The 26070-nt window shown below is 43.2% G+C and carries 24 protein-coding genes and 1 tRNA gene; 11 read left to right on the forward strand and 14 right to left on the reverse strand.

Features of this window, described 5'->3' with window-relative positions; all coding sequences use genetic code 11:
* Positions 1-76: 76 nt before the first annotated feature.
* The 4 genes from LI82_RS04415 to LI82_RS04430 all read right to left on the reverse strand — a co-directional run bounded on the left by LI82_RS04415 (position 77) and on the right by LI82_RS04430 (position 3310).
* Complete coding sequence (locus LI82_RS04415) at positions 77-1537, reverse strand: RtcB family protein (protein ID WP_048193711.1); 1461 nt, start codon at positions 1535-1537, stop codon at positions 77-79.
* Between the two features lie 61 nt (positions 1538-1598).
* Complete coding sequence (locus tag LI82_RS04420) at positions 1599-2039, reverse strand: archease (RefSeq protein WP_048193712.1); 441 nt, start codon at positions 2037-2039, stop codon at positions 1599-1601.
* A gap of 69 nt (positions 2040-2108) precedes the next feature.
* Positions 2109-2717: a CDP-alcohol phosphatidyltransferase family protein gene (locus tag LI82_RS04425; protein ID WP_048193713.1), complete on the reverse strand. Its 609-nt coding sequence runs from the start codon at positions 2715-2717 to the stop codon at positions 2109-2111.
* 53 nt (positions 2718-2770) lie between these two features.
* Positions 2771-3310 (reverse strand): aldolase, encoded by a 540-nt coding sequence (locus LI82_RS04430; protein ID WP_330217366.1) that lies wholly within the window; start codon positions 3308-3310, stop codon positions 2771-2773.
* An 86-nt stretch (positions 3311-3396) separates the two neighbouring features.
* Between LI82_RS04430 and LI82_RS04435 the strand changes: the two genes are divergently transcribed.
* Positions 3397-3470: transfer RNA gene (locus LI82_RS04435), tRNA-Thr, on the forward strand.
* 129 nt (positions 3471-3599) lie between these two features.
* Here the strand turns inward: LI82_RS04435 and LI82_RS04440 are convergent.
* From LI82_RS04440 to LI82_RS04445, 3 genes are all read right to left on the reverse strand, one after another.
* On the reverse strand, positions 3600-4697 hold the full coding sequence (locus LI82_RS04440; protein WP_048193715.1) for a hypothetical protein: 1098 nt from the start codon (positions 4695-4697) through the stop codon (positions 3600-3602).
* Between the two features lie 476 nt (positions 4698-5173).
* On the reverse strand, positions 5174-5278 hold the full coding sequence (locus LI82_RS13660) for a hypothetical protein (RefSeq protein ID WP_135607277.1): 105 nt from the start codon (positions 5276-5278) through the stop codon (positions 5174-5176).
* 1581 nt (positions 5279-6859) lie between these two features.
* Positions 6860-7645 carry a helix-turn-helix transcriptional regulator gene (locus LI82_RS04445; RefSeq protein ID WP_048193716.1) on the reverse strand — a complete coding sequence of 262 codons (786 nt, stop codon included), beginning with the start codon at positions 7643-7645 and terminating at the stop codon, positions 6860-6862.
* Between the two features lie 1020 nt (positions 7646-8665).
* Here LI82_RS04445 and LI82_RS04450 point away from each other — a divergent pair.
* Both LI82_RS04450 and LI82_RS13665 read left to right on the forward strand, forming a co-directional pair.
* Positions 8666-9175 carry a fasciclin domain-containing protein gene (locus LI82_RS04450; RefSeq protein ID WP_081955729.1) on the forward strand — a complete coding sequence of 170 codons (510 nt, stop codon included), beginning with the start codon at positions 8666-8668 and terminating at the stop codon, positions 9173-9175.
* 123 nt (positions 9176-9298) lie between these two features.
* Positions 9299-9376, forward strand: a complete 78-nt coding sequence (locus LI82_RS13665; RefSeq protein ID WP_394297408.1) for a Heimdall-CTERM domain-containing surface protein — start codon at positions 9299-9301, stop codon at positions 9374-9376.
* A 329-nt stretch (positions 9377-9705) separates the two neighbouring features.
* Here LI82_RS13665 and LI82_RS04455 read toward each other — a convergent pair whose 3' ends face one another.
* Positions 9706-10560 (reverse strand): 4Fe-4S binding protein, encoded by an 855-nt coding sequence (locus tag LI82_RS04455; protein WP_081955730.1) that lies wholly within the window; start codon positions 10558-10560, stop codon positions 9706-9708.
* Between the two features lie 294 nt (positions 10561-10854).
* On the opposite strand from LI82_RS04455, the gene LI82_RS04460 reads away from it, so the two are divergent.
* From LI82_RS04460 to LI82_RS04470, 3 genes are all read left to right on the forward strand, one after another.
* Positions 10855-12021, forward strand: a complete 1167-nt coding sequence (locus tag LI82_RS04460; RefSeq protein ID WP_048193718.1) for an MFS transporter — start codon at positions 10855-10857, stop codon at positions 12019-12021.
* A 22-nt stretch (positions 12022-12043) separates the two neighbouring features.
* Positions 12044-12550, forward strand: a complete 507-nt coding sequence (locus LI82_RS04465; protein WP_048193719.1) for a methylated-DNA--[protein]-cysteine S-methyltransferase — start codon at positions 12044-12046, stop codon at positions 12548-12550.
* Positions 12551-12639: 89 nt separating this feature from the next.
* Positions 12640-13449 (forward strand): ABC transporter ATP-binding protein, encoded by an 810-nt coding sequence (locus tag LI82_RS04470; RefSeq protein ID WP_048193720.1) that lies wholly within the window; start codon positions 12640-12642, stop codon positions 13447-13449.
* Between the two features lie 20 nt (positions 13450-13469).
* Here LI82_RS04470 and LI82_RS04475 read toward each other — a convergent pair whose 3' ends face one another.
* The gene (locus LI82_RS04475) at positions 13470-14990 is read right to left on the reverse strand and encodes a replication factor C large subunit (RefSeq protein WP_048193721.1); all 1521 of its coding nucleotides are present in this window, start codon (positions 14988-14990) and stop codon (positions 13470-13472) included.
* 120 nt (positions 14991-15110) lie between these two features.
* On the opposite strand from LI82_RS04475, the gene mtxX reads away from it, so the two are divergent.
* The 4 genes from mtxX to LI82_RS04495 all read left to right on the forward strand — a co-directional run bounded on the left by mtxX (position 15111) and on the right by LI82_RS04495 (position 19001).
* On the forward strand, positions 15111-15935 hold the full coding sequence (gene mtxX / locus LI82_RS04480; protein ID WP_048193722.1) for a methanogenesis marker protein Mmp4/MtxX: 825 nt from the start codon (positions 15111-15113) through the stop codon (positions 15933-15935).
* 33 nt (positions 15936-15968) lie between these two features.
* Positions 15969-16562, forward strand: a complete 594-nt coding sequence (locus tag LI82_RS04485; RefSeq protein ID WP_081955731.1) for a tetrahydromethanopterin S-methyltransferase subunit A — start codon at positions 15969-15971, stop codon at positions 16560-16562.
* Positions 16563-16645: 83 nt separating this feature from the next.
* Entirely contained in the window at positions 16646-17578 is a 933-nt protein-coding gene (gene mtrH, locus LI82_RS04490; RefSeq protein ID WP_048193723.1) for a tetrahydromethanopterin S-methyltransferase subunit H, read from the forward strand.
* A 79-nt stretch (positions 17579-17657) separates the two neighbouring features.
* A complete protein-coding gene (locus tag LI82_RS04495; protein ID WP_048193724.1) occupies positions 17658-19001 on the forward strand; it encodes a hypothetical protein in 1344 nt (447 codons plus the stop codon).
* Positions 19002-19126: 125 nt separating this feature from the next.
* On the opposite strand, the gene ilvD is transcribed toward LI82_RS04495, so the two are convergent.
* Complete coding sequence (gene ilvD, locus LI82_RS04500) at positions 19127-20788, reverse strand: dihydroxy-acid dehydratase (protein WP_048193725.1); 1662 nt, start codon at positions 20786-20788, stop codon at positions 19127-19129.
* A 117-nt stretch (positions 20789-20905) separates the two neighbouring features.
* Between ilvD and LI82_RS04505 the strand changes: the two genes are divergently transcribed.
* Positions 20906-22600: a radical SAM protein gene (locus tag LI82_RS04505; protein WP_048193726.1), complete on the forward strand. Its 1695-nt coding sequence runs from the start codon at positions 20906-20908 to the stop codon at positions 22598-22600.
* Between the two features lie 30 nt (positions 22601-22630).
* Here LI82_RS04505 and LI82_RS04510 read toward each other — a convergent pair whose 3' ends face one another.
* The 4 genes from LI82_RS04510 to LI82_RS13350 are packed head-to-tail and all read right to left on the reverse strand — an operon-like array spanning position 22631 to position 26024.
* Positions 22631-23665 carry a lysylphosphatidylglycerol synthase transmembrane domain-containing protein gene (locus tag LI82_RS04510; protein WP_048193727.1) on the reverse strand — a complete coding sequence of 345 codons (1035 nt, stop codon included), beginning with the start codon at positions 23663-23665 and terminating at the stop codon, positions 22631-22633.
* 20 nt (positions 23666-23685) lie between these two features.
* The gene (locus tag LI82_RS04515; RefSeq protein WP_048193728.1) at positions 23686-24846 is read right to left on the reverse strand and encodes a nucleotidyltransferase family protein; all 1161 of its coding nucleotides are present in this window, start codon (positions 24844-24846) and stop codon (positions 23686-23688) included.
* 60 nt (positions 24847-24906) lie between these two features.
* Positions 24907-25287: an OB-fold nucleic acid binding domain-containing protein gene (locus LI82_RS04520; protein WP_048193729.1), complete on the reverse strand. Its 381-nt coding sequence runs from the start codon at positions 25285-25287 to the stop codon at positions 24907-24909.
* A 23-nt stretch (positions 25288-25310) separates the two neighbouring features.
* Positions 25311-26024, reverse strand: coding sequence for an FKBP-type peptidyl-prolyl cis-trans isomerase (locus tag LI82_RS13350; RefSeq protein ID WP_236622660.1), 714 nt, complete (start codon positions 26022-26024; stop codon positions 25311-25313).
* Between the last annotated feature and the right edge of the window lie 46 nt (positions 26025-26070).

The raw sequence follows: 26070 nt of genomic DNA on the forward strand, positions 1-26070 counted from the left end.
TAAGCAAAGCTATGTCGTTCTAGTATCCTGCCAGGTCAGTTCTTATGATATTCTGTCTATGATCGATTCTGTCCTATTAGCCTTTAACAACGCCAAGGGGCATCATTCTGGCAACCTTTCTTGCGATGCCAAGATCATGCACAACATTGACAACATCACTGCTGGACTTGTAAACTCCAGGTGCTTCTTCCGCGATCACGGATGGATGTGCAGCCCTTACCATGATCCCGCTTTTTTCAAGATCGCTCTTGATGTCTTCGCCGTGGAACTCCTTCTTTGCATGTGCACGGCTCATTACCCTGCCCGCTCCGTGGCATGCGCTTCCGAAAGAGATGTCCATTGAAGCTTCTGCTCCATGAAGTACGAACGAAGCTGTTCCCATGCTTCCGGGTATCAATACCGGCTGGCCAACATCGCGGTATGCCTGTGGAACGTCCTTATGTCCCGGTGGGAATGCTCTTGTGGCTCCTTTCCTGTGGACGTAGACATTCTTTTTCTTGCCGTCCACGGTATGCTCTTCCAGTTTTGCCACATTGTGTGCAACATCATAGACCAGATCGAGCCCAAGCTCATCGATGTCAGACCTGAAAACCTCTGAAATGATCTCCCTGGTCCAGTGGGTGATGATCTGCCTGTTGTTCCATGCATAATTAGCAGCGCATATCATGGACCTGAAGTAGTTCTGTGCTTCATCGGACTGTGCCGGAGCACACGCAAGCTGTTTGTCAGGAAGTGCTATCTTATACTTCTTTGCAGCCTGTGAGATGGTACGAAGGTGATCGGTGCAGATCTGATGGCCGGTGCCTCTTGAACCACAGTGAATCATGAAGGATACTTGTCCTTCTTCCAGACCGAATCTATCAGCAACTTCCTGGTCGTATATCTTGTCTACATACTGCACTTCAAGGAAGTGGTTTCCGCTGCCTAATGTTCCTGCCTGTGGCCGTCCCCTCTTGCGGGCCTTGGCACTGATATGCCTTACATCCCCGCCTTCTATGCATCCGCCACCTTCGCAGTGTTCAAGGTCTGCCTTCTCACCGTATCCGTTCTCAACTGCCCAACGGGAGCCATGCAGGAAAATGTCATCAAGTTCGCTCTCGGAGGCCCTAATTCGGCTCTTGGAACCGACGCCCGCAGGTACGGACTGGAATAGTTTCTCAGTAAGTTCTTTCATGACCGGACGGACATCTTCAACAGTGAGGTTGGACCTGACAAGACGTACTCCGCAGTTGATGTCAAAACCCACGCCTCCAGGGCTGATAACCCCTTCTTCCTCATCAAAGGCTGCAACGCCTCCTATGGGAAATCCGTATCCAAGGTGTGCATCAGGCATCGCCATGGAGTATTTCTGTATTCCGGGGAGCATTGCCACGTTTGCGACCTGGTCGAGTGCTTCCGGTTCAAGGTTGTGGATAAGTTTATCTGAGAGATATATTCTTCCCGGGACGTTCATTCCTGGTTTCGATCCGATCGGGATCTCCCATATATTATCGTCTATCCTTTTGAGTGATTCCTTTATGCTGCCTGCATCTTCCATGCGTGTCCCTCCCACTGTGATTTTGAATTATTATATTTACTTATATGATCCTGTGATCTGATCATGTGTCAACTGTTACCTGTACCATGAAACCTTCCGGAACTTCCTCTGCCTTCAGGTCATTGTAGGTCACAGCTTTGACTTCGGTATCGATCTCGTGTTTTTCAAGATCGATCTCTTCACCGCTTGCTTGTGCTGATATTGTGTATTCGCCATTCACCTGTGTAATGCTCTCCACTTTGAACTCTCCGAAGGCTATGAAATCCACTTCGAAGAGGAACAGAAGTTCTGAGAGCCAGTCAACCAAAAGATCGTCTATGTCAGGTGCTGTAAGTTTGATTTCTTCTGTGTGTTTGCAGTCAACCTTTGATGTATTGATCATTACGTTGAACATGGCAACAGCTGCGTTCTCAAAGGCCTCTTCCATTGTTTTCCCGTAGGCTTTGAACTTTGCATCCGCGGTATGTTCAAGATATTCATATTTCAGGTCAGAAAACTGCATGATTTTTAAATGGACTTTGCTCTACTTTAAACTATTCCAAAAATAATCGGGGTCAGAAGGCCAAAACGTTTAGAGGCGCTTCCATATGCTTCCCATTCTCTGTATCGTTGTTATGTGGCTTCCAAGTCCAATGGCGATAATACACCAGCCTATCATTGTGTACCCCAGGACAGGTTCGCTATAGATATAATAGGCTATCGAGGTAACCAGTATCAGCACCAGCCTGTCAGCTCTGCCCATGATACCGCCGTAGAATCTTCCAATTCCCAGTGCCTGTGCCTGTGTTCCCAGATAGCTTACAAGCAAGACCAGAATGATGGTTATTGTGCCGATCTGCCATTGCACGTGCCCTCCGAAGAACATTCCGCAGATGATGAACACATCGGAATAACGGTCTATTACATGGTCAAGGAAGTCGCCTTTCTTGCTATCTGTGCGAAGGTATCTTGCTACCGCGCCATCAAGTGCATCAAAGGCTGAATTAAGCCCGACAAAAAGGATGGCTGCAAGTGCAAATAATGGCCTTTCGACCGAGAAGTAGAAACAGATGCCCGCAAGTACTGCGAATCCAAGGGACGCTATCGAAAGGGAATTTGGTGATATTCTCCTTCTTGCGATCGCTATGGCTACCGGATCAAGTATTCTTGTGGCAGTAGGTCTTAATGCGTCAATGGTCATGGACTAACCTTTATCTTGCTCTTTCTTATTAGCTGTTATGGTTTTGCTGACCTTCACTTCTTTGCAAGATCGACCAGATATTTGATCCTGCATGAATGCTCTATCTGGGTTGTGATGATGTAAGCATCAGCAAGCGTCTTACCCACTGCGAAGGTCCCGTGGCTGTATGCTATTGCTCCCTGGTGGTCAGAAAGTGCTTCTGCTGCTGCTTCTGCCAGTTCGCCAGTTCCCATCATTCCCTTGAAAATGGGTATTTCGTGAAGGAAGTGGATGCCTTCACTGTCAAGCGGAATAATGCTGTCCGAATCTGCAATAAGTGTCTGGGTCACCGAATATGGGCAGTGAGCATGCAGGATCGCAAGTGCAGGTGTGTTGTTGTAAATTGCACGGTGCACGATGGTCTCTGTGGATGCGATCCGGTCAAGTTCCGATGTTCCCTCGATGGGGACTTCCACCACACTGTTCTCAGTGATCTCATCAAGTGCTGCGCCACTCCTTGTTATTATCATTTTGTCCGCGATACGCACGCTGATATTTCCAAAATTTGACTCTACCAGTCCATGATCGACCAGCTTTTTCCCGTATTTTGCCATTTCCTGCCACATGATAGTTCTACTATGCTAAAATCAACCATAACATTTATTTGTTATTATGCATTGTTAGGGTACGTTTCAATAGCGCCTCGATGGCTCAGCCCGGCAGAGCGAGTGATTTGTAATCACTAGGTCGCGTGTTCAAATCACGCTCGAGGCTTATTTTCCTTTTTTTGAATAATTTTACCAGATTCAGATAGATGGATTTGTTTTTTTAAAAATCTATATGGGCGCATTATAAAATGGAAAGTTGAGAGTTTCCTATTTATTTCCATATTGATAGTTTCAATTACACACGTTTCCGTATTTCATCCAACAAAACAACTAGAACTAAAAGCCAACCGCTAAAAATTCCAACATAAACAATTGTTCTCAATTTGAGCATGTATTCAAAATCAAAAAGCATCATTCCAAGGGGTACAAATACTCCCAATATTGAGAAAATGAACAAACTGATTAGATTTACCCTCAAATTAGCTACTTCATTACTTGCTTGGAGTAATCTTTCCTTGGATTCTATGAGGACGAGATAATAATTGCATTCTGCTTCTTTTTCGGGAATCTCTTCTACATATTTGTGATATTTATCCCATTTTAAAGTAGAAATGATTGAAAAATAATTGTCTTCTGATGGATGCGGGTAGAGATCTTCAGAAGGGATTGTTGATCGATCATCTGTAAGCCAGGGATTGGAAGTTTCAGGCATAGTAGATTCTACTATTTCTTGATGTGGTGCTTTCGCTTCCGTGAGATATTTTAGGTTATATCTCTCTTCAAGAACAGACTTTTTGATGTTTGGAATATCTCTGCTAGCCTCATCATAAAGTTCATCTGTCGAAGGCGGTTTTGCTAAATCAATGTCCTTTTTCTTTTTTCCCAAAAATTCATCAACTAACTTTTCATGATAGTTGGCAACTTTTATCAAATAGTCCTGATTATATTTATCTTCTAAAACTGATCTGTTAATGTGTGAATAATTTTCATCGAACCGTGCCTTATTATAAAGCTCATCTACATTAAAGGAGTTGTAAGGATCGATGTGAGCAACCATGCCTTCAAGATACTTTTCGACTAACTTACAATCTTCTTCGTAAGCAATCTCATCTACATACTTCTGTTTCTTATCTAGTTCCGATTGAACATAATTCATTTTTTCTTTGTAATCGGAGATCTCTGATTTCAACTGCCTTACATGCATTTTGTTGTCTACCATTTTAGTTATGATAAACGCCCCCATTAGCCCAACAATTGCAGCGGCACTTTGTGCGGAAGCAGCGTAAAACCAGTTTGGATCGATCGTAGTTGTATTTATGAAACTGGGTACAATTGATTCATTGAATAAACCAGACGGATCAGATAAAATGGATTCATTCCCACCCACATCCATAGTTAAGAATAGTGCTTGTTACCTTTTAAGCGTTACCTTCATAGGAAAGATTTTTCAAACTGCGAGTCATCTTTATTAATAAACCGTATGTGTGCAGATGAGTTATGAGGGTATAAAAAGGAAAGTTGACAATCATGCAGGATTAGATTAAAGTAATGCTACTGCAATATTAATTTAGGGTGTGTTTATATGCCTTATGAAGAAAAAAGTCACTGGGAATATCTTGTCGACGTAATCGATGAGGAAGATTTTGAAAGACAACTAAATAGACATGGATCTTCAAATTGGGAACTCGTTGCCATATGTGGGAACAGCATTATCTTTAAACGCCAAGTCACAGAGGTCAATAAATATTAAACCCTTATCCTATCACTAAACCCAAACGTCTGTTATTTATCTTACAATCTTCAATAGATGTTCCATCATTATGAATCAGGCTTTTTACCTGAAAGCAAGTTCTTTAGCTTTGCCTTTTCTTAGGGAGTAAAATATTTGATCCCATTTTCCATACTCTCTTTTGAAAAATAGTCCTTATTCTTTTTGATGAAGTTAACTACCAATTCCCGATTAGATCTTGACAATTCCCTAAGTGCAAACCCTCCTCCTCACATGAGCATTGAGAGAAAATGGTTTCTCACTTCTGGCATTCTGCTTCATGTATTGCAATTACCTTTAGAGAACCTCATCTTCTTCCATTGAGCTCTTCAACAGTGACTCCAATTGCTAAAGATGAGGTAAGGCAATCTATAGATTTGGTTTGCTGGATAAAAATCTTTTATTAGTTTCAGTAATAACTATTAATTGAAAATCAAACATTCCTTTCAAGGCAGTGACAACTTAATCCTAATACGATGTGGATAGTCCGCTCGAGGCTTATTTATCTTTTTTTTGAATTGTTGAACCATTGCTTAGAATGATCTATTTGTTTTTTGTCAAACCCAATTTGAGTTATTTAGTTTGTGATCCAGTTGTTCAATGCTTTTAGTGACTGAACTTGGATATTTTACTTCGCTGGACTAGAAATCTTTACAGTTTTGATGATATCGATTCAACCATTTCTTGAGTCGGATCAATATAGACTGAAACTTTCAAAGCTGTGTGTTTAGCTTGGTAGCGGGTTTCTACAAAGCTTAAACATTCTAAAGAAATCTTTGCTATTATAAGAGAGTTCAGATACACATCTCTATGATATCTCCAAAGTCTACCTATTGATATTTTTGGTTGAAACTACATCAGGTTTCTACATTCCTTGATTCATCATTCTTTTAGTTGCGGCAATATCGATGAGATTCTAATTTCAGGTACGCAATAAAAATTATGATTTTTTTTGTCCATTCAATTGTAGGAAATAGCTTACAGATATTCGATTTGACCACAATGTAGTCAAGTTGACTATAAAGTAGGGTAGTTGACCACGAAGTAAGGTACTTTATGGGCAAGCCCCATATGTTAAAAATCTTTATATATTAGAAAGTCCTACAAAGGATGCCGATTATCGTAAAGACAAAGGGCAAACTAAAGGAGCAAAAACGATACTTAAATCAAAAGGAGAAATATCTATGGTAAGTAAGATAGAAGTTAGAGTTGTATCATCTTCACCTCTGCCACACGCATTGCATGGTTTCAGGTTAAGCGACGGAACAGTCAAGGGGAGCAACGCACGCCCTGTTATTGACAACTCCGCCCGTAGAGTAACTGAGTGATAGTTGTCACTTATTTACAGGCATTGATATATCCTCCCGACATATCATTGCCACAACTTATTTTCAAAAACGATTGACTTTTTTAATCTTGATGTATTCAGCGAACGAACTCTTTATCGCACCCTTGAAACGATTGGTTCAAAAAGTGAAGAAATCATCTCAGAGACCCAGGATCAACTCTTCAAACGATATGATTTTGAACATACCAATATCAACCTTCCTATTGGGATTACTGTAGAGAAGGGTAAGCTTAATGATCAGACACATTTCAAGAAAACGTATCATCAGGTTAACAAGAGGCTAAGAAAAGGATCTCTTGTTGTTTTCGATAAAGGTGCAAATAGTATGGCAAATATTGCTATGGTCAGTGCAGACGAGATGCAGTATCTAACTGCAAAGAAACTCAATAAAAGCGATGATAAGTTCAGTTATTAAATTTCAGTTATTAAATTTCAGTTATTAAATTTCAGTTATAGGTGTTGAATCTTTTCGGTAATATTCAAAAAGCTCCTTTGTCCAGTCAACTGCACTCTGGCTTCTACATAACATAAACTTATTATCAAACTCACCATTATTTTTTAACATACTTATTAGAGAATGAACGTTATCAAATGTAAAATATAAAAATTTCATCTCTTTATTGTAAACATACATGTTGAAGGATTTATTCTTAATAAACTTTGAAAATTCGTCTTGATATTCTGTTCTTATCTTGTCAAGTAATTCTTGAGAAACGATATAGTAAAAATCAATATTATTCTCAAACATTTCTGTGAGTATCGAATCAAAATCAGGGTAGAGTATAGTAGTAACTGTATAAACACTTGGGGATTCTTTATATTCTGGATTATGAGATTTATGTATGGTAAATAATTCGGTGAGAGATGGATTTATTATTTCGCAGTTCCTGAGCTGACTTATTTTTTCTAAGAGGTAGGATGGAATGAAATCAAGATTACGACTTCCCCAGTAATCAATATCAGCGTCAAGGACTTCGCTTTTATTTAATAAAGGAATCATTGCATCAACAATAAGTTTTCCAACAGTTGTCAATTCATAAGTGTCATTATAGTGAGTGACCAGATGATGCTCTTTCAATATCTTAATTTGTGGGAGTAATGACTGCCTTGACGTTTTCAGGGAATTGAGAATAGTATCCATTTCCTTTGCGCCATCTTCTAACAATAACAGAACAGCCTTTCTTTTCTCTGACATGAATAGAACATCAAGTAATGATTTTTTCATTTTAAGTCATCCTATATTGAATCATAGATAATATCCCATTTTGAGAGGCATCACTTATGTGTTGTTATTATTTAAGGTAAACTAACTACAATTTTAATATATTTTTTGGAAATGTGTTTATATATTCCAAATTTTCGGCTTTGTTGTCGCATCTCTAACCTTTCCCTTGCATGACTAATCAATGTAAAAGGCATCCCAGCTTCAGCCTTTCTTTACATATGATTCAGTTCTTTAATTTTTAGTAAGATATATGGCTCTACATTATTATTCGTCCTTAGTATATAAGACAAATTTAATGCCGTTAAATTTTAATTAGGCATCAAATATTTTGATACAAATACGTTAAATAGGGAAGTAACCTACTAGGTCTAGTGGGTTGGGGAGTAACTCATCAAATGGAGACTCTGTAGAAAACCTCGCGATATTTACATCAATATTCTGAAATCAGATTTCAGTATTATCTCGGGTAATACATATGTCAATAATCTGGATTTGGATTGTTGTCCGAATATTGAGGATTTCTACAGATCCCAATTTTGAGTAAGGGCCGACCACGAAAATCCTTTCTTTTATCTTTTTTCAAACTTCTCTACTAAGCCTTATATCCTACATTTCCAATGGTTTTATATCTTAATTCCAATTATTGATACATTCCAATTGTTAAAGCAACTAAAGACAATTTTAAATAATATGAATTCCCTGAGAGGAAACTGAGTTCTTTAAGGGTTACCCCCCACCCCCCAAATTTCCAACCGTTTTTTGCCCTTATGGAACTCACACGTTACCATTCTTTTCATAATTTAGTTCAATCTATTGTATGTGCACTCTGCTTTTTAAAATGAAATTAATGATAAAAATAAAGGAATAGATTAATAAGAGTTCTTTAAGGACGAAGCCAATTAATCACCTCGTTAATCTCTATGTCATTTTTTAGGCACAAATGTCGAATATTAAGGAAGTTATGTGACGAAATATAAATATACAATATGTTTATTGACATTTTTAGCCATTATTTTTTCTTTGACAGCAACCGCAACAGCCGCACCATACACTGTTGCAGACATCATCACCGATAGTAAAAATCACACTACCCTTGAAGCAGAACCGGATGCAGTCAATTTGACTGAAACCCCTTCAGGTGAAGGCAATTTCACTGTATTTACTCCAACCGATGATGCCTTTGCAGCACTTCCGGAAGGCACTGTTGATGCTTTACTTGCTGATCCACAGGGTGACCTGGACGATATATTGCTCTATCATGTTCTAGATGGCAGAGTTCTGTCAACAGATCTTTCAGACGGAATGACTGCAACCACATTATTGGGCAAGGACTTTCAGGTCACAATAAATGATGATGGAATCTTCATCAACGATGCTGAAGTCATTATTGTTGACATTCAGGTTGATAATGGTGTTGTCCATGTGATAGATGCTATACTGATACCTACTGAACCTAAAGATCGCGGTTCTTCTGGAGGTACTGGTAAAGCGGTAATCATACCACTTACTGAAGAACCTGAAATACCTTAGGAACCCGAAGTTGCTGAAGAGCCCGAAGAAGAGTCAACTCCAGCTCTTGATGATGGAACTACAGTAATCCCTGAAGATGAAGTTGTTGAAAATGTTGATGAACCGGAAGATGATTCGGGTGTAATTCCTGGATTTAGTATACTTTCAGCAATTGGTATTCTTTCAGTAGTCTACTTAATTTACAGAAGGAAGGATCAATAAGCGATCCTTCTGCTTTTTTATTTTCAATCTACTTGGTTCTTTTTTGAACCCCGGGTTGGAAATTCAGATAATTATACTATCTTATTCAATTATTAGATCAAAACTACCTCTCCAGGGTTGCTAGCTGAAAATCCTTCTATTTATCTTTCAAAGTACTAAGTATCAAATGTTCCTCATGAGGGAGTTTACGAACGTGTTTTAAATGATTGTGGAGTCTGGTCTGAGTTCCATCCTTCTTTTCATTGTTTTTACTGATGCATAGCACTGTTTGTATTGGTTTTTTATTACAGGATTTTTAAGATGCTAGTTTTTGAAAAAAAGAAAATAGATCACTTCAAAACGGCATCCCTAAAATTTTCGATACCTTCTCTATCTATCACATCCCCAAGCCTCTCATCCTTACCGCCATTTTCACGGTAGTATTCGATGCTCCTATTGGCGATATCATATACTTCCTCCTCGTTAAAGACTTCCACAATCCTTGTACCGTCGCGCGGGAACCTGCCAACTTTCTCGCCTGCGAATATTGTATATCCCGTCTTTGAAGGCACGATAGCATCTTTTGGGCAGGCGAGGATACATTCACCGCAGAGTATGCACTTGTCCATGTCTATATGGACGCTGTTCTCGTCTATGGTTATGGCATCGGCCTTGCAGCGTTTTACGCACACGCCACATTCTGTGCACGTGTCCGTTTTCCATTCAGGATGGACCGTGCCCATGATCCCAAGGTCGTTCTCCTGAGGCTTAAGACATGCTGCGGGACAACCAGTGATAGCTATCTTGAATTTGTATGGGACATCTGCTCCGAAATGTTCCCTGTCTATTTTTTCAGCAAGGTTCTGGCAATCGATCAACCCATGGTTGCAGACCCGGTTGCCCTGGCATGCAACGACCGCACGCACTCTTCTTCCGGCAACACCCGGGCGAACGGCTGCATTTTTCATATCTTCCTTCGCAGCTTCCACGTTCTCAAAATTAACAAAAGGTACTTCTATTCCCTGTCTTGAAGTAATGTGTATATGTCCCTGTCCATACTTCTCGGCAGCATCTGCAAGGGCTCTTAACTGGGCAACTTCAACATAGCCGCCGGTGATGCCAACACGCATGGAACACAAGTTATCCTGTCTATGGGGGAGAAATCCATCTTTCTTCAATTGTTCTTTGTTAATCATATTTTGCATAGAAATCATCTCTGTTTGATGATGTTAATCCACTATACTTGAGTTGGATGGGACTGGCTATGCTGAACTGGTATATACGGATTATGATTTGATGATGTCGAATTGTATCTTCAAATTGATCTCTTACAGGCTCCAGAGTTTCAGGATTTTACCAATTGAAAAAGACTTTCGGACAAGTGATATCTAGAATGGTGAATGGCAATTTGTTCAGCAAGAAAATAAACTTGTTCAGCTTTATCCTGAATGAATTCTGCATAATGTTTTTGACGTTGTTCGATGTTATTGGTTGATTAGATGAATTTCAAACCCTATCATCTGCTGTTCCTCGCAACTACTGTCTTCTTTGCAATGGCAGGAGGTGCCATACTTGCCCCGGTACTGCCACAGATGGTGGAACCATTAAGCAGCACTCCAAATGAAGTAGCACAGCTCATGGCAGTCTATACCATATCCACAGCTATCTTCTCCCTTGTCATCGGTCACTTTGTTGATCGTGTGAACAGGAAGGCAGTGCTGGTCCCCTGTCTTATTATCAATGGGCTGATGGGTCTTTTCAGCTTCTTTGCTACCGACCTGCATACCCTGCTTATATTGAGGTTTGTTCAGGGTATAGGGATAGCCGGTATGATGTCATTGGTGATGCTGGTGATCGGGGATGTTTATAAGGGGCTTGACCGGGTCCATTCCATGGGCAGGGTCAGTATGGCAATAGCAATTGGTTCGGTTACAGCACCCCTTATTGGTGGAGGTTTGGCCACGATTGGATGGAATTATCCTTTCCTTTTTTATGTCCTTTCACTACCATTTGCTTTGCTGGTTTTCCTTTTGCTTCCTGAAACAAAAGAATGTGATGCATCCCATGGTAGCGGGTTGGGGAATGCAGTCCGAGAACTCGGGGATTTCAGGATACTTTACACCGTTTTCCTGAGCTTTGCTATCTTCTTCCTGTTGTTTGCTATCGTTGTCTTCCTTCCATTCATGCTCAAAGATGTTTTCGGTTTTGCTGCAAAAGAGGCCGGTATGGTGCTTTCCATTCAGGGACTTGCCATCATCATGGTGGCATCTAGCATAAAGAAGCTCGCAGAAAAACTTCCGTTGATAGTCCTCATAGGTTTGGGTTTTTCACTTGTAGGAATATCTATTTCCCTTATCTCATGGACCGCTTCCCTTCCTGTACTTTTCCTTTTATTGCTGGTGTTTGGAGGTGGCTTCGGGCTTTGCCAGACGGCTATCGACTCCCAGATCATACAGATCTCTCCACCACAGTCCCGTGGTGGGGTCCTTTCTATTCACAATACCATGAAATATGTGGGCCAGAGTGCTTCACCTGTGGTCCTGGGTGTCATATTACTTTACTTCGACCTGCATGTCGTTTTCCTGCTTTCAGGTGTCTTTGGAATACTGGTGGCGGTCGTGACCCTTGCATTCAGGAAAAGGTTTGTTGTGGAAAGTAATATCTAATTCAAAACTGATGGCATATTGAATGTATTATGATCTCATAAGAACGAAACTTGGAACCATACTGGTGGCCGGAGACTATGACGGAGTGAAAGTGCTGAATATCCAGGATGGCAAGAGGAAATATTCCATTCCCTCTGACTGGAAGCAGAACAGCGCTTTCTTTAAGGCGGTCGAAGAACAGCTAAACCTGTATCTTGCAGGGGAGTTGAAGGAATTCGATGTAAAAATCTCTCCAGAAGGTTCCGATTTCCAGAAGAAGGTTTGGGATGCTTTAACAAAGATCCCTTATGGTAAGACCGTATCCTATGGGCATGTGGCCGGAATGATCGGTAATCCAAAGGCTTCAAGGGCAGTTGGGCATGCAAATTCTTTGAATCCGGTCCAGATTATCGTTCCATGTCACCGTGTGGTAAGTTCCAATGGGAAACTGGCAGGTTATGCCGGTGGACTTGATGTTATGGTGCAACTTCTTGAGCTTGAAGGCATAATGACCAAAGATAAAGGGTCCGGGAATCTCAGCATTAAATAATGAGACCTGCCTCAGTGAGATGCAACATTATTAGATGAAGCAGTAGCAGAAAAAAGTTAATTGATAGTACAATTATTCGGTTGATCAAAATGTCCAGTGATACACGACCACTTCTTGAGTACAGTAATGTGACAGTCAGGAAAAATGAGAAGAATGTTCTTGATTCCATTTCTCTGAACATTGATGTCGGCGAGAATGTTGCCATCATAGGGCCGAACGGTTCCGGTAAATCCTCCCTTATCAAAACGATCACAAGGGATTATTATCCACTTGCAGGTACTGACGGGCTTGACTTCCGGATCATGGGTAAAGATGTGTGGGATCTGTTCGAAATGAGGCACTTTCTGGGAATCGTGTCCTATGACCTGCAGGAGGACTATGTGAGAGATGTATCCGGCCTTGATGCGGTGATCTCAGGATTTTTTAGCAGCATCGGCCTCTATCCCAACCATCAAGTGTCTCCTGAAATGAATGAAAAAGCACGTGAGCTTCTTGAATTTCTTGGAATATCATATCTTTCTGACAAGAATATGTCTGAGATGTCTACTGGTGAAGCTCGGAGAGTTCTCATAGCAAGGGCACTGGTCCATGATCCGCAGACACTCGTACTTGATGAACCTTCTAACAGTCTTGACATGAGGTCCCGTCATGTGTTCAGGGAGGCATTAAGAAAAGTTGCTTCTTCAGGAAAGAATATAATTCTTGTAACGCATGATCTGGAAGACATAATTCCTGAGATCGGTCGTGTGATCTTCTTAAAGGATGGGAAAGTATTTCTTGACGGGCCAAAGGAGGACATACTTACGGCAAAGAACCTCTCTGAACTTTTCAATATGCACGTTGAAGTTGCATGTGAAAAAGGATATTACAGGACATGGATCGATCCATTGTCCCTTTGATAAATCTGCCTGAAGCTGTCTCAGAAGTCGAATAAGGTCCTTTGAGGTTTTGCTTTTGCAGCCGGTTTAGGGTCTGGTTTTGTTTCATCCTTTGGAGCTGAGTTCACCGTCTTTGAAGTTTCTGCAGCTTCTGTATTTCCTTTGGAAGCAGCACTTTCCATTATCTGGTTCAGGTCCATCTGCTTTTTATCCTGTACCTTCTTCGCCGCTTTCTTCTCAAAAAAGACCGGAGCGTCGTCATTGCCATAGGTGCTGCGCTGTGCCTGTGCAAGATCATAGATCTTCTGTATTCCTTTTGTGACCTTCTTGCCACCGGTAAGGTAGACGATCTCATCAACGCTCAGCTCAAGGTCAACAGCAACATCCACTGCATAGGCATCGTCCTTCAGCATCCTGCCGTAGAGGTGTGCCAGGTCTGTGCGGGAATAACGCATGGATTCGTTGCAATGGTAGCCGATCCTGGAAGCAATGTTATCCCTCATGTCACGTTTTGCTCTTAACTGACCCATTTTACGCCAGAACGAGGGTGGCTGGTATTTCGTGAACCCGCGACTGACATGGGTCTTAGATACCACTGTTCCGCAGGTCATGAGGACGCTTGCATATCTCCAGAGGCGATAGCTCTGTCGTTTTCTCACACGACCAAGATACCTGTCCGCCTTTGAAAGATACCTGTATCCTGTGATAATATCCTCTTCGGTCCCTTCCTGGGTGCCATATTGTAATGGGAGGTTCTCATCGATCCAGTGGATGAGGTTCTCAGGTGTTTCGTCCAGACCGTATGTAGCCTGCAATGCGCTTTTCGGGTCCGTGCTCTTGAAGATCTTTCCGAGGGCCTTGAAGATCGATTCCTTCGTGTCCCTCTCGGATGTGGCGATGTCTTCAATGTAGATCTCATCTCTTCCCAATGCCACAGCCTGAAGATCCTTGACAGCACTTCGTAGGTCTCCGCCAGCGTTGTCTGCCAGTTTTTCAAGGACGCCAACACCGCACATGATATTCTCTTCGACGCATATTCTCTTGAGCGCCGGTATCATTGATCTTGCCTGCACAGAATTGAACTTGAGCTCAATACAGCTGGAGCGTATCGTAGGTGTTAGTCCGTAAAGGTCGTTGGCGATCAGCACGATGGGCTGGTCAGTTGTTTTGATAATGCCGCCCACAGCACGTGCTCCGCCTCTGTCGGCATTACCGTGCATGTTGTCGGCTTCGTCCAGAATTATAAGTCTCTTTGTGGAAGTGCCCGTAAGTGAGCTCATCTTTGAAGCTGAACCTGCGACCCTTTCAATAGCACCTGCTGTTCGCTGGTCACTTGCATTCAGCTCGATGGTTTCCCACTCGAAGTCCTTTGCAAGTGCGTGCGCAGCGGATGTCTTTCCAACTCCTGCAGGTCCGTGGAGTATGACTGCACGCTTTTCCGGTACACCGGAGAGCCATGACTCTGCCCACTCGCGCATATCAACGACTGATTTCTTGTTCCCCACAAGATCTGATAGGGATTTGGGCCTGTATTTTTCAACCCATTCGATAGATTCTTCCATCTGTGATCATACCTTCAATAAAAGGGAAAATTAATTAATGTTTGCATCTCTTTGTTGATTCTGATTAATATCATTTCTGGCAGGTGATCCGGCATGTAGAACAATAGCACGACAGGTCTTATGGATGTTGTTCGGAAAAGGGCTCTTTCAAACACTGCAAAGGTGGCTATTGGTGTACGTGATCCGACCCCTAAGATGATCTCAAGTATCGAGACCGCACACAATGAGGGATATGCACACGTTATCCTTGTAGGGGATAAACAGGATATAGATGCTATCGGCACTTCCCTTGAGATCATTAACACCCATGAGCCTGAGTTAGTTCTTGGTGATCTGCTGGCATCGGGTTCAGTTGATGCAGCGGTCAGGGGAACTGCAAAGGCTTCAGGCACTCTTTCCCATCTCAGGGATGTCCTGAAGATAGAGCGGCTTCATCGTATGGCCTTTCTGCTAACATCTGATGGTGTGCCTTTCTTCCTCGCACCTGTGGGGATCGACGAGGGCAATAACCTCTCTGACAAGATAACCCTTGTTAAGCTTGGTGTGGAACATATGCGCAGGTTCGGCGTTGAACCTGTAGTAGGAGTCCTCTCGGGTGGCAGGATGGGCGATCTTGGAAGACATGAAACGATCGATCGCACACTTGCAGATGCTGACTTCCTCGCAAGCAGGCTTCGGGAAAATGGTATATGTGCAAAGCATTATACAATACTCATTGAGGACGCCATAAAGGAGGCGAATTTCATCTTTGCTCCTGACGGGATAACCGGTAACCTGATATTCAGGACACTTGTGTTCCTTGGAGGAGGGGATGGCATTGGTGCACCGGTATTAATGGACGACCATGTCTTCGTGGATACATCACGTGTTGGTGGTCACTACACAAAGGCTATCATGCTTGCAAGTGCCCTTGTGGATATGAAAAACGAGAGAAACAGATCCTGATCATTGATCATATTGGATTTATGAGGTGTTGACATAGAAAACGTTGCATGTGGCTGGCCTGTTGTGAAAGGAGATTGTATCGCCGGAAATAATGATTCCTGTATTGCGGTCATAACTCTTGCAAGCTCATTTGAACCTTATGAAGAAGCTGCCATGTGGGGTAGCTGCAAGACCGAGAACCTTGGTGCAGAGAAGATCATCATAAACACGGTCTCAAATTCAAATATCAGGTATCTCCTGATCTGTGGCAATGAATCCAGGGGACACCTTGCAGGAAAGACACTTATTGCACTTCACAAGAACGGCATAGATGAGAATGGCCGTATCATCGGGTCGGATGGAGCGATCCCCTTTATTGAGAACGTCGGAAGGGATGTAATTGAACGTTTCCAGAAGCAGGTAAGTCTCATTGAACGCATCGGCCTGGTCGATATTGATGAGATCCGCCGGATCGTTGATGAGTATAAAGACAAAGAAGGTCCGTATTGTGAAGCAGCTTTCGTTGTTGGGAGTGCCAAAAAGAAAAGCAGGCCCGTTATGGATATCACTTCCGGTGATATCATGGTATCGGGCAATGTAATGCTTGATTCAGCTTCCGGCATCGTCTGTGAAGTAGAGTTAGATTAAGTATGCTTAAATTAGGTCGAATCTAATACAGTATCGATTTATTGTTATCTTTATCATTGTTATATTTCGTAGAGGTTGTGTTCATGTTCAGGTTCCAGAAAGAGCAGGAGATCGTCAATATCGCAGGTGTGAAGATCGGAGGTCAGCCAGGTGAGCTGCCAACAGTACTTGCAGGTACTATATTCTATGAAGGTCACAGCATCGTGGAAGATGCAGATGCCGGCATATTTGACAGGAAAGAGGCAGAAGTCCTTGTGAACATGCAGGATTCTATGTCAGATGAGACCGGAAATCCTGCGATCGTCCATATCTTTGCAAATACCTTTGAGAGCATGCACAAGTACATCGATTTTGTAACTTCCGTAAGTGATGCTCCCTTTATCATCGATTCTCCGCAGCCTGATGTGAGGATGGCTTCCGCTGAATATGTGTCTGACATCGGACTTGCTGATAAGACGGTCTACAATTCTATTAACATGAGCATCAGTGAAGATGAACTAACTTCTTTGGCAAATTCCGATATTGATAGTTCCATAATTCTCGGTTTTAATGCAATGGATTCGTCCCTTGATGGCAGGATGGCATTGCTGGAGAATGGGGGCAAACTGATGGACAGGGGTCTTCTGGAGATCGCCGATGAATGTGGTATCAAGAACATTCTCATCGATCCGAGCATTACTCCTATGGGCGATGGTGCAGGCATTGCTCTTCGTATGACCATGACTGCCAAGGCGAAATGGGGCTATCCTGTAGGTTCCGGGATCCACAATGCTCCTTCTTCCTGGAGCTGGCTCAAGGCTAAAAAGAAGGAAGACCCACTGGTCTACAAGATGTGCGACATAGGCACGGTTTCCATGCAGCAGCTTGCGGGTGGTGACTTTGTGCTCTACGGTCCTATCGAGAATGCAAAATATACCTTCCCGCTGGCTGCCATGGGTGACATCATGATCGCAGAGGCATCTTCTGATCTTGATATTGAAACCTCATCCTCGCACCCGCTTAACCTGCTGGTGTGAATCTTCTCTTCCCTTTTTTGGAAATGCTTATGTATCCCCTGCACGCATATTCTTTTTAGTTTTCCAGGGTTGATGCATCATGAAAGAACTTAAGATCAGTATATCTGATGAATTATATGAGGAACTATCTACTGTTCCTGATAAGGATTCCTTTTTGATAGAACTTCTTGAGAACAAGTTGAAAACATCTGCTAAGGACAATGCAGGCTCTGTGGAATGTGCTGATGAGCCTTGCTTTGAAGAACCAAAGGACATTGCTGAAATTACAGGTGATGTTCCTGATGGTGACACTGAAAATGACAATCTGGCTGCAGAAGTTACAGACTCTGGGGATATATGTGAAGAAAATCCTGATTCTGAAGATATTTCTGAAGATATTTCTGAAGATATTTCTGAGGAGGCATCCTTTGAACTTGAAGATGTCCTTGAAGAGAGCGACATAATCGCTGACGATACGGAAGATAAGTTTACTTTATGCTGCAATTGCAGTCTTGTGGATCCGGATGATCTTGAAGAGTGCAAAGGACCTGTACTCGATGTTGACTTTGAAGATCCGGTTGTAGAGGTCTCCAAGTCAGTTCCAGAGGTAATGGGTTCTACTGAAAAGGAAAAAAGTTCGTCTACTGAAAACATGGCCTGTTTCGAGAGAATCATTGTTGATCTTACAGATCGTATCTGTGAGCTTGAGAGGCAGATTGTTGATATGAGTGCCAATGTTCAATTCCTTAAGGAGAGTTCCATCTTATCTGATAGGGGGGTTGGCAAAAGTGAGCATGAGACTCCCTCTCCATCGACGTCCGGTAATATTGTGGCAGAAAGACCTGAAGAATCAGTTCCTTATGCTACTCTTTCCTTCCCTGAAATGAAGATCCCTCCGGAATTGGTGCACGATGTTGCAGTTCCGGTAGCAGAGATCGAACAGGATGATGCGATGGAAAATCCAATTGAAAGCAGCTCTCTGGATGTTGCGAAAACTGCGGTTGATGATGAAGGTTCTTCTTTCCCTGAACCATTTTCAACCCCTTCTTTATTCAATGTTGATCTGTCGCCTCTAACTCTTGCAGAGACTCCTGAGTTGGTTATAGAAGGGCAAGTTCCATCTTTTTTACAGGATGAAAAGATTGCTACCGGTACTATTGAGAATGATGTTCCTGAGAAACTTCCTCTGACCGCTAAACCAGAGGCACCTGCTCCAGATGTAAATGTTCCACCTGCGGACAAACTTGAAAGCTGTATTTTTGCTTATCTTCCATCTGGCTCGGAAGTGAAGAAAGATGTGATCAAAAGCCTTCTTTCTAAGAGATATCTGGACGATGAAGTGGAGTCTAAGATAGATCAGCTTCTTTCTGACGGCAAGATCTCCAAATTTGTAAAGGATGACAGGGTGTACCTTATGAAACTTCCTGAAAAGGAATCTGCCTGATCTTGTCTTGTAGATTGCATCAGGTTATAGCTCAAAGATCATAACTTATGATCGGAGCATGAGCTTGTCATCTGGGATCAAATAAATAAGAATATAAAAAAGGAATAAACCGCTTAATCAGCAGCTTAGTCCCTGATAGCTCCCCGGTTTGCGGAGCTAACTGTTTTTCGATATCTTGAAAGATAGCCTGTGACTTCCTTTTCGACCGGTTTGAAATCGGCCCTTCTCTTTTCCAGCTCTTCGTCCGAGACATTGAGCTCAAGCTTTCTTCCAGGCATGTCGATCTCGATTATGTCACCTTCCTTTATCAGGCCGATTGGTCCGCCTTCATATGCTTCCGGTGAGATGTGGCCGATACATGGTCCTCTTGTACCGCCTGAGAATCTTCCGTCGGTGATAAGTGCTACTGAATCGATCAGTCCCATTCCTGCAATAGCTGATGTTGGGGAGAGCATCTCGCGCATGCCGGGACCTCCTTTTGGTCCTTCGTACCTGATGACGACAACATCTCCTGACTTGATCCCGCCTTTCATGATCGTAGACATTGCATCTTCTTCACTATCGAATACCCTTGCAGGACCGGTGTGTCTGAGCATCTTCTCATCTACGGCTGCCTGTTTGACAACTGCTCCGTCAGGTGCGAGGTTGCCTTTCAGGACTGCAATTCCGCCCTCTTCGTGGAGTGGAGCTTCAAGTGTTGTTATGATACGGGCGTTGAGCTTCGGGTTATAGATCATGAACTCATCTACATTTTCACCCACGGTCTTTCCGGTGATGGTCTTCTCATCAAGGTTCAGCTTTGTTTTCAGCCTCTTCATGATAGCATGAACTCCGCCGGCTCTCTCAAAGTCGAGCATGAAGTTCTCTCCACCCGGTCTGAGTCCGATCAGGTGTGGGGTTGTTTTGCTGAGCTCATCGAACTTCTCAAGTGGAAGTTCTATTCCGAACTCATGGGCAATGGCAGGCAGGTGAAGTGTTGTGTTCGTACTTCCTCCTACTGCAAGGTCAACCATGATCGCGTTCTCAAATGATTTCTCGGTGACGATTTGACGTGCTGTAACTCCTTCCTTTACGAGCTCTACGAGCCTTTCACCGGTATCTTTTGCCATGCGCATCTTCTTTGCATCAACTGCATGGGCGGTTGCACAACCTGGCAGGCTGAGTCCAAGTGCTTCTGTCATGCATGCCATTGTGTTAGCTGTGAACATTCCTGCACAGGAGCCTGCACCGCAGCAACACATGTCTTCAAGCTGTTTCAGTTTCTCAGATGAGACCGCACCGCTCTGGCAGGATCCGACACCTTCGAAAACGGAGACAAGGTCTGTGTATTTATCATCAACATATCCAGGCAGCATTGGTCCGCCTGTAACGACCATTGTTGGGATGTCAAGTCTTCCTGCAGCCATGAGGTGGCCAGGTGTGATCTTGTCACATGATGTTACCATGACCATACCGTCCATCTGCTGGCCCTGTATCATGATCTCAATGGTGTCCTCAATGGCTTCCCTGCTTGGAAGGGAATATTTCATTCCTTCATGTCCCATCGCGATACCATCGCAGATACCTATGGTATGGAATTCGAAAGGAACACCGCCCGCATTGCGAATACCGGCCTTTACCGCTTCTGCTACCTTGTCTAAGTGAATGTGTCCCGGAATGAACTCTGTCCATGAATTCACAACAGCTATGAACGGCTTCTTCATCTCAGAATCGGTCACTCCTATCGCTTTCAAAAGCGAACGGTTTGGTGCACGTGCATCTCCTTTCTTTGTATTGTCACTTCTCATATGATAACCTCAGTAAAACTCCATGACGTACTATCCTACACGATTAAACTATAAGTACACTATGACAAATTCTCTTCAAAAGGTTCATTTATAAGGTATCCTTCCATTCTAATTCTCATGAGAACAGTGATCATAGACGGTTATGTGGATGAGCCTGCGTGCTTCGGGGTTCCGCCATACATCTCTCCATATATACGTTACATTGCTGGTGCCCTGCGTGAAAGGGGCATAGCAGAGGATGATATCCATCATTTTACCATCGATAGCCTGAGGACAGCAACCGCAGAAGATGTCCTTGCTCTTAAAACTGCTGATCTTGTGGTCATATTGTCAGGCATCACGGTGCCGGGTAAATACCTCCGATCATCCCCTATCACTCCCGGGGAGATCGAGAATCTCTGCAGTCTTTCACCAGGGCTGAAAGTTATCGGTGGTCCCATACGTCTTGGTTTCAGCAAAGAAGGTGGTACAGGTGCCAAAGAACTGGGTATCGAAGCAGAAGATGTTGTCATTGCAAAGAAGGACATCGAAGCTTTTGTTTACGATCTCTTCGAGGACGGTTCCCTGCTTGATCCTGAGGATGTTGGTCACAGGCTGAGGACAGTGGGAGAGATCGGTATGTGGTCCCGTCTTGGTGCTTTTATCATCGAAAGGCATCCTGATTATCCCTATGTCATGTGCGAGCTTGAGACTTATCGTGGTTGTGGTCGTAAGATCCACTGCTCCTTCTGTACTGAAAGGTTCTACGGACCTTCGGACTACCGCCCGGTATCCGATGTGATCGATGAGGTCTCTTCGCTTTATGCAGCTGGTGCCAGGAATTTCCGTATCGGGAGACAGCCTGACCTGTTCAGTTTTCATGCAAAGGATATCGGTGCGGACATTCTGCAACCGGATCCCTCGGTCCTGGAATCTCTTTACAGTGGCATTCGCAAAGTGGCACCTGATCTTCATGTCCTTCATATGGACAATGCAAATCCGGCAACTATCGCTGCATACCCTGAGCAGAGCCGTGAGATCCTGAAGACTATTGTTCGCCATCACACATCCGGTGATATTGCTGCTCTTGGAATGGAAAGTGCTGATCCTGCTGTGGTGCGTGCAAATGACCTTAAAGCAATGCCTGAAGATGTGCTGGATGTCATCAAAATGGTCAATGAAGTTGGTGCTTCAAGGGGTAACAGTGGCCTTCCGGAACTTTTACCGGGGTTGAACTTTGTTCATGGCCTTCCAGGTGAGACGAAGAAGACATTTGAGATGAACTATGATTTCCTCAAGGATATACTGGATTCTGGTCTTCTTGTAAGAAGGATCAATATCCGTCAGGTAATGGCATTTCCGGATACTCGCGTCTATGGAAACGATGAGCTTGTAGGCAAACACAAGAAGTTGTTCCTGAAATACAAGGAAAAGATACGAAAAGAGATAGATCTGCCAATGCTTCGGAAGGTAGTTCCTAAGGGTACTGTACTTCGGGATGTGATGTGTGAGGTTCATGGCGAGAGCTCAAAGCACGAGCTGACATTTGGCAGGCAGTTCGGTTCCTATCCTTTACTTGTTGGGATACCGCTTCCTCTTCCTCTTGGTAAATTCACTGATGTGGTAATCGTGGGGCATGGTCAGCGTTCTGTAAAAGCTATTCCTTATCCGCTTGAAATAAATTCTGCACCTCTTTCTGTTATCCGGGAAATTCCCGGTATAAGTGATCTTGAAGCTTCGAACATCTACAGTGGTGTGCCTTATACAAATGAGAATGAAGTACTTGGGAAGGTGCAGGACGTGGAGAAATTAATGAAATATATAGTAGTGTGATCCTGCTATTTCTCCTGTCTTACCTTTTTCTCATTTCTTAATTGAATTGTTCAGGAAATCTGCATCTTTGAGGACCTTCAGGCTCACAAAGCTTCCTGCAACTATATTAGTATAATATGTGAGTGCTCTCCAGGTCAGCACGGTTATTCCTATCAAAGCAGGGGATACAAGAAGTACTGAGAACAGCGAACTTGCACCTAACTCTGCCACACCGCTTGCTCCGGGAGTTGCAGGTATTATCATTATTATCGTCAGCAGGATCTGTGCCGTAAAGGCAAGTACAACTTGTGGTGGCTGGTTAAGTCCTACAAGTATGACGGGCAGGATGGAATATAGGGCACAGCGATATATGATAGTGCACACTGTTCCATATAATAGGCCTCTTCTTCCTTTTTTCAGAAGATATCGAAGTCCATAGTGGAAATCATCGAGCTCACGATCAACTTTCTTCAACAGGATTGTGATCGCTTCATCGGTTTTCTTTCCATGAAAACGGGTAGTTCTGTTCACCAGAAAATGGACCATACTCTTTGTTCTGTCAGGTTTCCATATTCCATATATCAGTATTCCCAGGGCTGAGAGCAGTATTGCTTCCCCTGTGATAAGGAGGATGTCAAAATTTTCTCCGGCTATCATGCCTCTGAATATGTAGAGTGCAATAGGTGCTGTCAGGAGTATCAAAAAGGCATCAGTAAGTCTCTCACCAATGACAACTGCCGTAGCCTGTCCTATGGGTATCTCGTTCTTTGAAAGAAGATGGACTCTTAGAGCCTCCCCTCCTGCAGAAGATGGTGTGACTGCAGCTACGAGGAGGCTGGATATGGCGATCTCAGTTGTCTTTAATGAGCTGATGTTATGGCCCATGGATTGGCACATGAACTTTGTGCGAAGTCCCCATATAATATATGAAAACACCTGAAGTGCGATGGCAGCGAAGATCGCTTCTTTTTTAATGTTAAGGATCGAATCGATGGTGGTCGTGTCCACTGTGAAGAACAGTAGAATTACAATTGATGTAAAGCTTAACAGCAATGAGACTACGAGCCACTTAAAGAATCGATTCATGCTTTCAGTTGTTCTACTTTTTAGTCCAGGTCAGGGTTAATTATAGTCTCCTTTATCCTTGAGCCCGATTTGATGTTTATCTCCGGCCATATCTTTACATCGGAGTGGATGGTGGAATCATCATTGATGATTACACGGGGACCGATCACCGTTCCGTTCTCCATGCTACAGTTCTCTCCTATCACAGTATTGTTGTCGATGATCGAACCGGATGCATTGGAGTTGTTCCCGATGGTAACTTCATTGAATATATATGATGATAATATCCTGCAGTTGTCCTTGATAACGCAATTGCAGCCAATGGCTGTATATGGTCCAATCAGGACGTTGTCTCCAATAACTGTGTTCTCTCCGATCACAATTGGTCCCACAAGCGCGGAGTTTGAACCCACTGCCACGTTATTTCCGATCTTGAGAGGTCCTACGATACGTGAATTCTTGGTTTTGAAGTTACCTTCAATGGAGGTCCCTGGGAGGGAATCGAGCATCCATCTCTGTGCCTGTCTGTATGCGTTCGCACTACCCACATCCGTCCAGTGGCCACGCACAAGCATGCCATTGATCGGCTTGTCCTTTTCCATCAGTGCAGGGAACAGGTCCTTTGCAAAATCATATTGCTTTCCTTCAGGTATCCAGTCGAAGATCTCCGGACTGCACATATATATTCCTGTGCTGGCGAGATTGCTGAAAATTTCTCCGGGACCTGGCTTTTCAAAAAAGCGGTGTATCCTGTTGTTGACATCCATGTCAGCGATACCGAATTCCCTTGGATCATCAATGGACATCAGTCCGATGGTGACTATGGAATCGTTGATCTCATGGAATCGATACATATTGCGAAGATTAAGGTCCATGACATGGTCGCCACCTACAATAATGAATGGCTCGTCCTTAAGATACTCTTCTGCGTTCTTCACACCGCCGGCAGTTCCGAGTTTCTCTTCTTCATAGACGTAGTCGATATGTACTCCATACATACGTCCGTCCCCAAGGCTCTCTTCGATCTTTTCTGCCATATATCCGATCGTAATGACGATCTCAGTGAACCCTTCTTTTGCAAGGTGCTCTATCAGATGAACAACTGATGGCTTGTTCAGGATAGGTATGCTTGGCTTTGGTCTTTCAAAAGTTAAAGGGCGAAGTCGTGTGCCTTCCCCTCCGCACATGATACACGCTTTCATACATCAGAAGATGACCTTTTCACTTATATTGTTACCGTTATGAAATTTTCAAGATCCGGTTCAGAAGATTTTGACATCGTTTGCCTTCTGGACAATGATCTCAAGTTCCCCTTCATATTTATCCAGTATGCCGGTAACACGTACCTGATCATTGGTGGAGATCTTTTCATTGATCTCTTCAGCTCCATGGTTGTTTGGTACAAAGACCGTTATAGGTTGTGTGTTTTGATCGACTTCCAGAATAAGGTGGTCTCCGGTGTATGTGATCCGTTTGCTGAGGACGTTTCCTTCCACAAAGACCTTTTCTCCAAGTCCGGATGAATCTGTCAGTGGCTGTATGTCTCCTGTCAGCTCGCCGGGAAGGTATGTAAAATGAGCTACTGCAAGTGACAGGATGGCCATCACCAGCAGGACTACTACGATCTTTTCTTCCTTTTCCATCCTTGATCAAATGTTATTTTGTTTTATTCCTGTCCGATAGATACCAGTGTTATCTTGAAGACAAGTGTCTTTCCTGCAAGGTGGTGATTGTAGTCGATGAAGGCATGTGTATCGTTCATTTTGGCTACAGTTACCTGTCCGTGCTGGGTGTAAAGTGGCATTCCTACCTCTGGCTCGATCCCCATCTCTTTGAGGTGATTGATCTCTATTGGCTGGACAAGTTCCTCGTCGTATTCTCCATATGCTTCTGCTGCCGGGATCGTGACTGTACGTTCCTCTCCGATCTCCATTCCGATGACACCATTGTCAAAGCCCTTGATCATCTGGCCAGCACCCACAGTGAATCCAAGCGGACTGTATTCCCTTGCAGGGTTGTATTGTCCGGCTTCCTTTGCGATATCTTCAAGTGATGTGTCAAAAATTGTTCCATCTTCAAGCTGGCCAATATAATTAACAGTGATAGTATCTCCTTCATTTACCATAGTATCTTCCTGATTCCCTGAATTGCTTGCATTAAAGTGGTCTTCTTCGTTTAAGGTTGCGTTTTCTTGCTCCATGAGATCAGTTACATTGTCATGGCTCTCTTCCACAATTGTGCCATTTTGAACTCCGGGATTACTTCTATTAGTGTAGTCTGCTTCGTTAACTATTGTATCTTCCTTGTCCATGGAATTGCCTGCACAACCGCTAATGAGGACTATGCCTGCAAGTATAACAAGTAATATTGCTTTTTTCATTGGAATCAACATTTCTAAACATATAATATGTGATAAGCATTTTGAT

The sequence above is a fragment of the Methanococcoides methylutens genome (assembly GCF_000765475.1).
Taxonomy (GTDB): Archaea; Halobacteriota; Methanosarcinia; order Methanosarcinales; family Methanosarcinaceae; genus Methanococcoides; species Methanococcoides methylutens.

Bases quoted from the DNA above. Each gene is read 5' to 3' on its own strand.
- LI82_RS04520 (WP_048193729.1), bottom strand. From the start codon at position 25,287: ATGGAAAAGGAAGAAAAGATCGTAGTAGTCCTGCTGGTGATGGCCATC.
- LI82_RS04460 (WP_048193718.1), top strand. From the start codon at position 10,855: ATGAATTTCAAACCCTATCATCTGCTGTTCCTCGCAACTACTGTCTTC.
- LI82_RS04475 (WP_048193721.1), bottom strand. From the start codon at position 14,990: ATGGAAGAATCTATCGAATGGGTTGAAAAATACAGGCCCAAATCCCTA.
- LI82_RS04425 (WP_048193713.1), bottom strand. From the start codon at position 2,717: ATGACCATTGACGCATTAAGACCTACTGCCACAAGAATACTTGATCCG.
- LI82_RS04465 (WP_048193719.1), top strand. From the start codon at position 12,044: ATGTATTATGATCTCATAAGAACGAAACTTGGAACCATACTGGTGGCC.
- LI82_RS04415 (WP_048193711.1), bottom strand. From the start codon at position 1,537: ATGGAAGATGCAGGCAGCATAAAGGAATCACTCAAAAGGATAGACGAT.
- mtrH (WP_048193723.1), top strand. From the start codon at position 16,646: ATGTTCAGGTTCCAGAAAGAGCAGGAGATCGTCAATATCGCAGGTGTG.
- LI82_RS04440 (WP_048193715.1), bottom strand. From the start codon at position 4,697: ATGGATGTGGGTGGGAATGAATCCATTTTATCTGATCCGTCTGGTTTA.
- LI82_RS04455 (WP_081955730.1), bottom strand. From the start codon at position 10,560: ATGCAAAATATGATTAACAAAGAACAATTGAAGAAAGATGGATTTCTC.
- LI82_RS04495 (WP_048193724.1), top strand. From the start codon at position 17,658: ATGAAAGAACTTAAGATCAGTATATCTGATGAATTATATGAGGAACTA.
- LI82_RS13350 (WP_236622660.1), bottom strand. From the start codon at position 26,024: ATGAAAAAAGCAATATTACTTGTTATACTTGCAGGCATAGTCCTCATT.
- ilvD (WP_048193725.1), bottom strand. From the start codon at position 20,788: ATGAGAAGTGACAATACAAAGAAAGGAGATGCACGTGCACCAAACCGT.
- LI82_RS04515 (WP_048193728.1), bottom strand. From the start codon at position 24,846: ATGAAAGCGTGTATCATGTGCGGAGGGGAAGGCACACGACTTCGCCCT.
- LI82_RS04505 (WP_048193726.1), top strand. From the start codon at position 20,906: ATGAGAACAGTGATCATAGACGGTTATGTGGATGAGCCTGCGTGCTTC.
- LI82_RS04445 (WP_048193716.1), bottom strand. From the start codon at position 7,645: ATGAAAAAATCATTACTTGATGTTCTATTCATGTCAGAGAAAAGAAAG.
- LI82_RS04510 (WP_048193727.1), bottom strand. From the start codon at position 23,665: ATGAATCGATTCTTTAAGTGGCTCGTAGTCTCATTGCTGTTAAGCTTT.
- mtxX (WP_048193722.1), top strand. From the start codon at position 15,111: ATGGATGTTGTTCGGAAAAGGGCTCTTTCAAACACTGCAAAGGTGGCT.
- LI82_RS04470 (WP_048193720.1), top strand. From the start codon at position 12,640: ATGTCCAGTGATACACGACCACTTCTTGAGTACAGTAATGTGACAGTC.
- LI82_RS04430 (WP_330217366.1), bottom strand. From the start codon at position 3,310: ATGGCAAAATACGGGAAAAAGCTGGTCGATCATGGACTGGTAGAGTCA.
- LI82_RS04420 (WP_048193712.1), bottom strand. From the start codon at position 2,039: ATGCAGTTTTCTGACCTGAAATATGAATATCTTGAACATACCGCGGAT.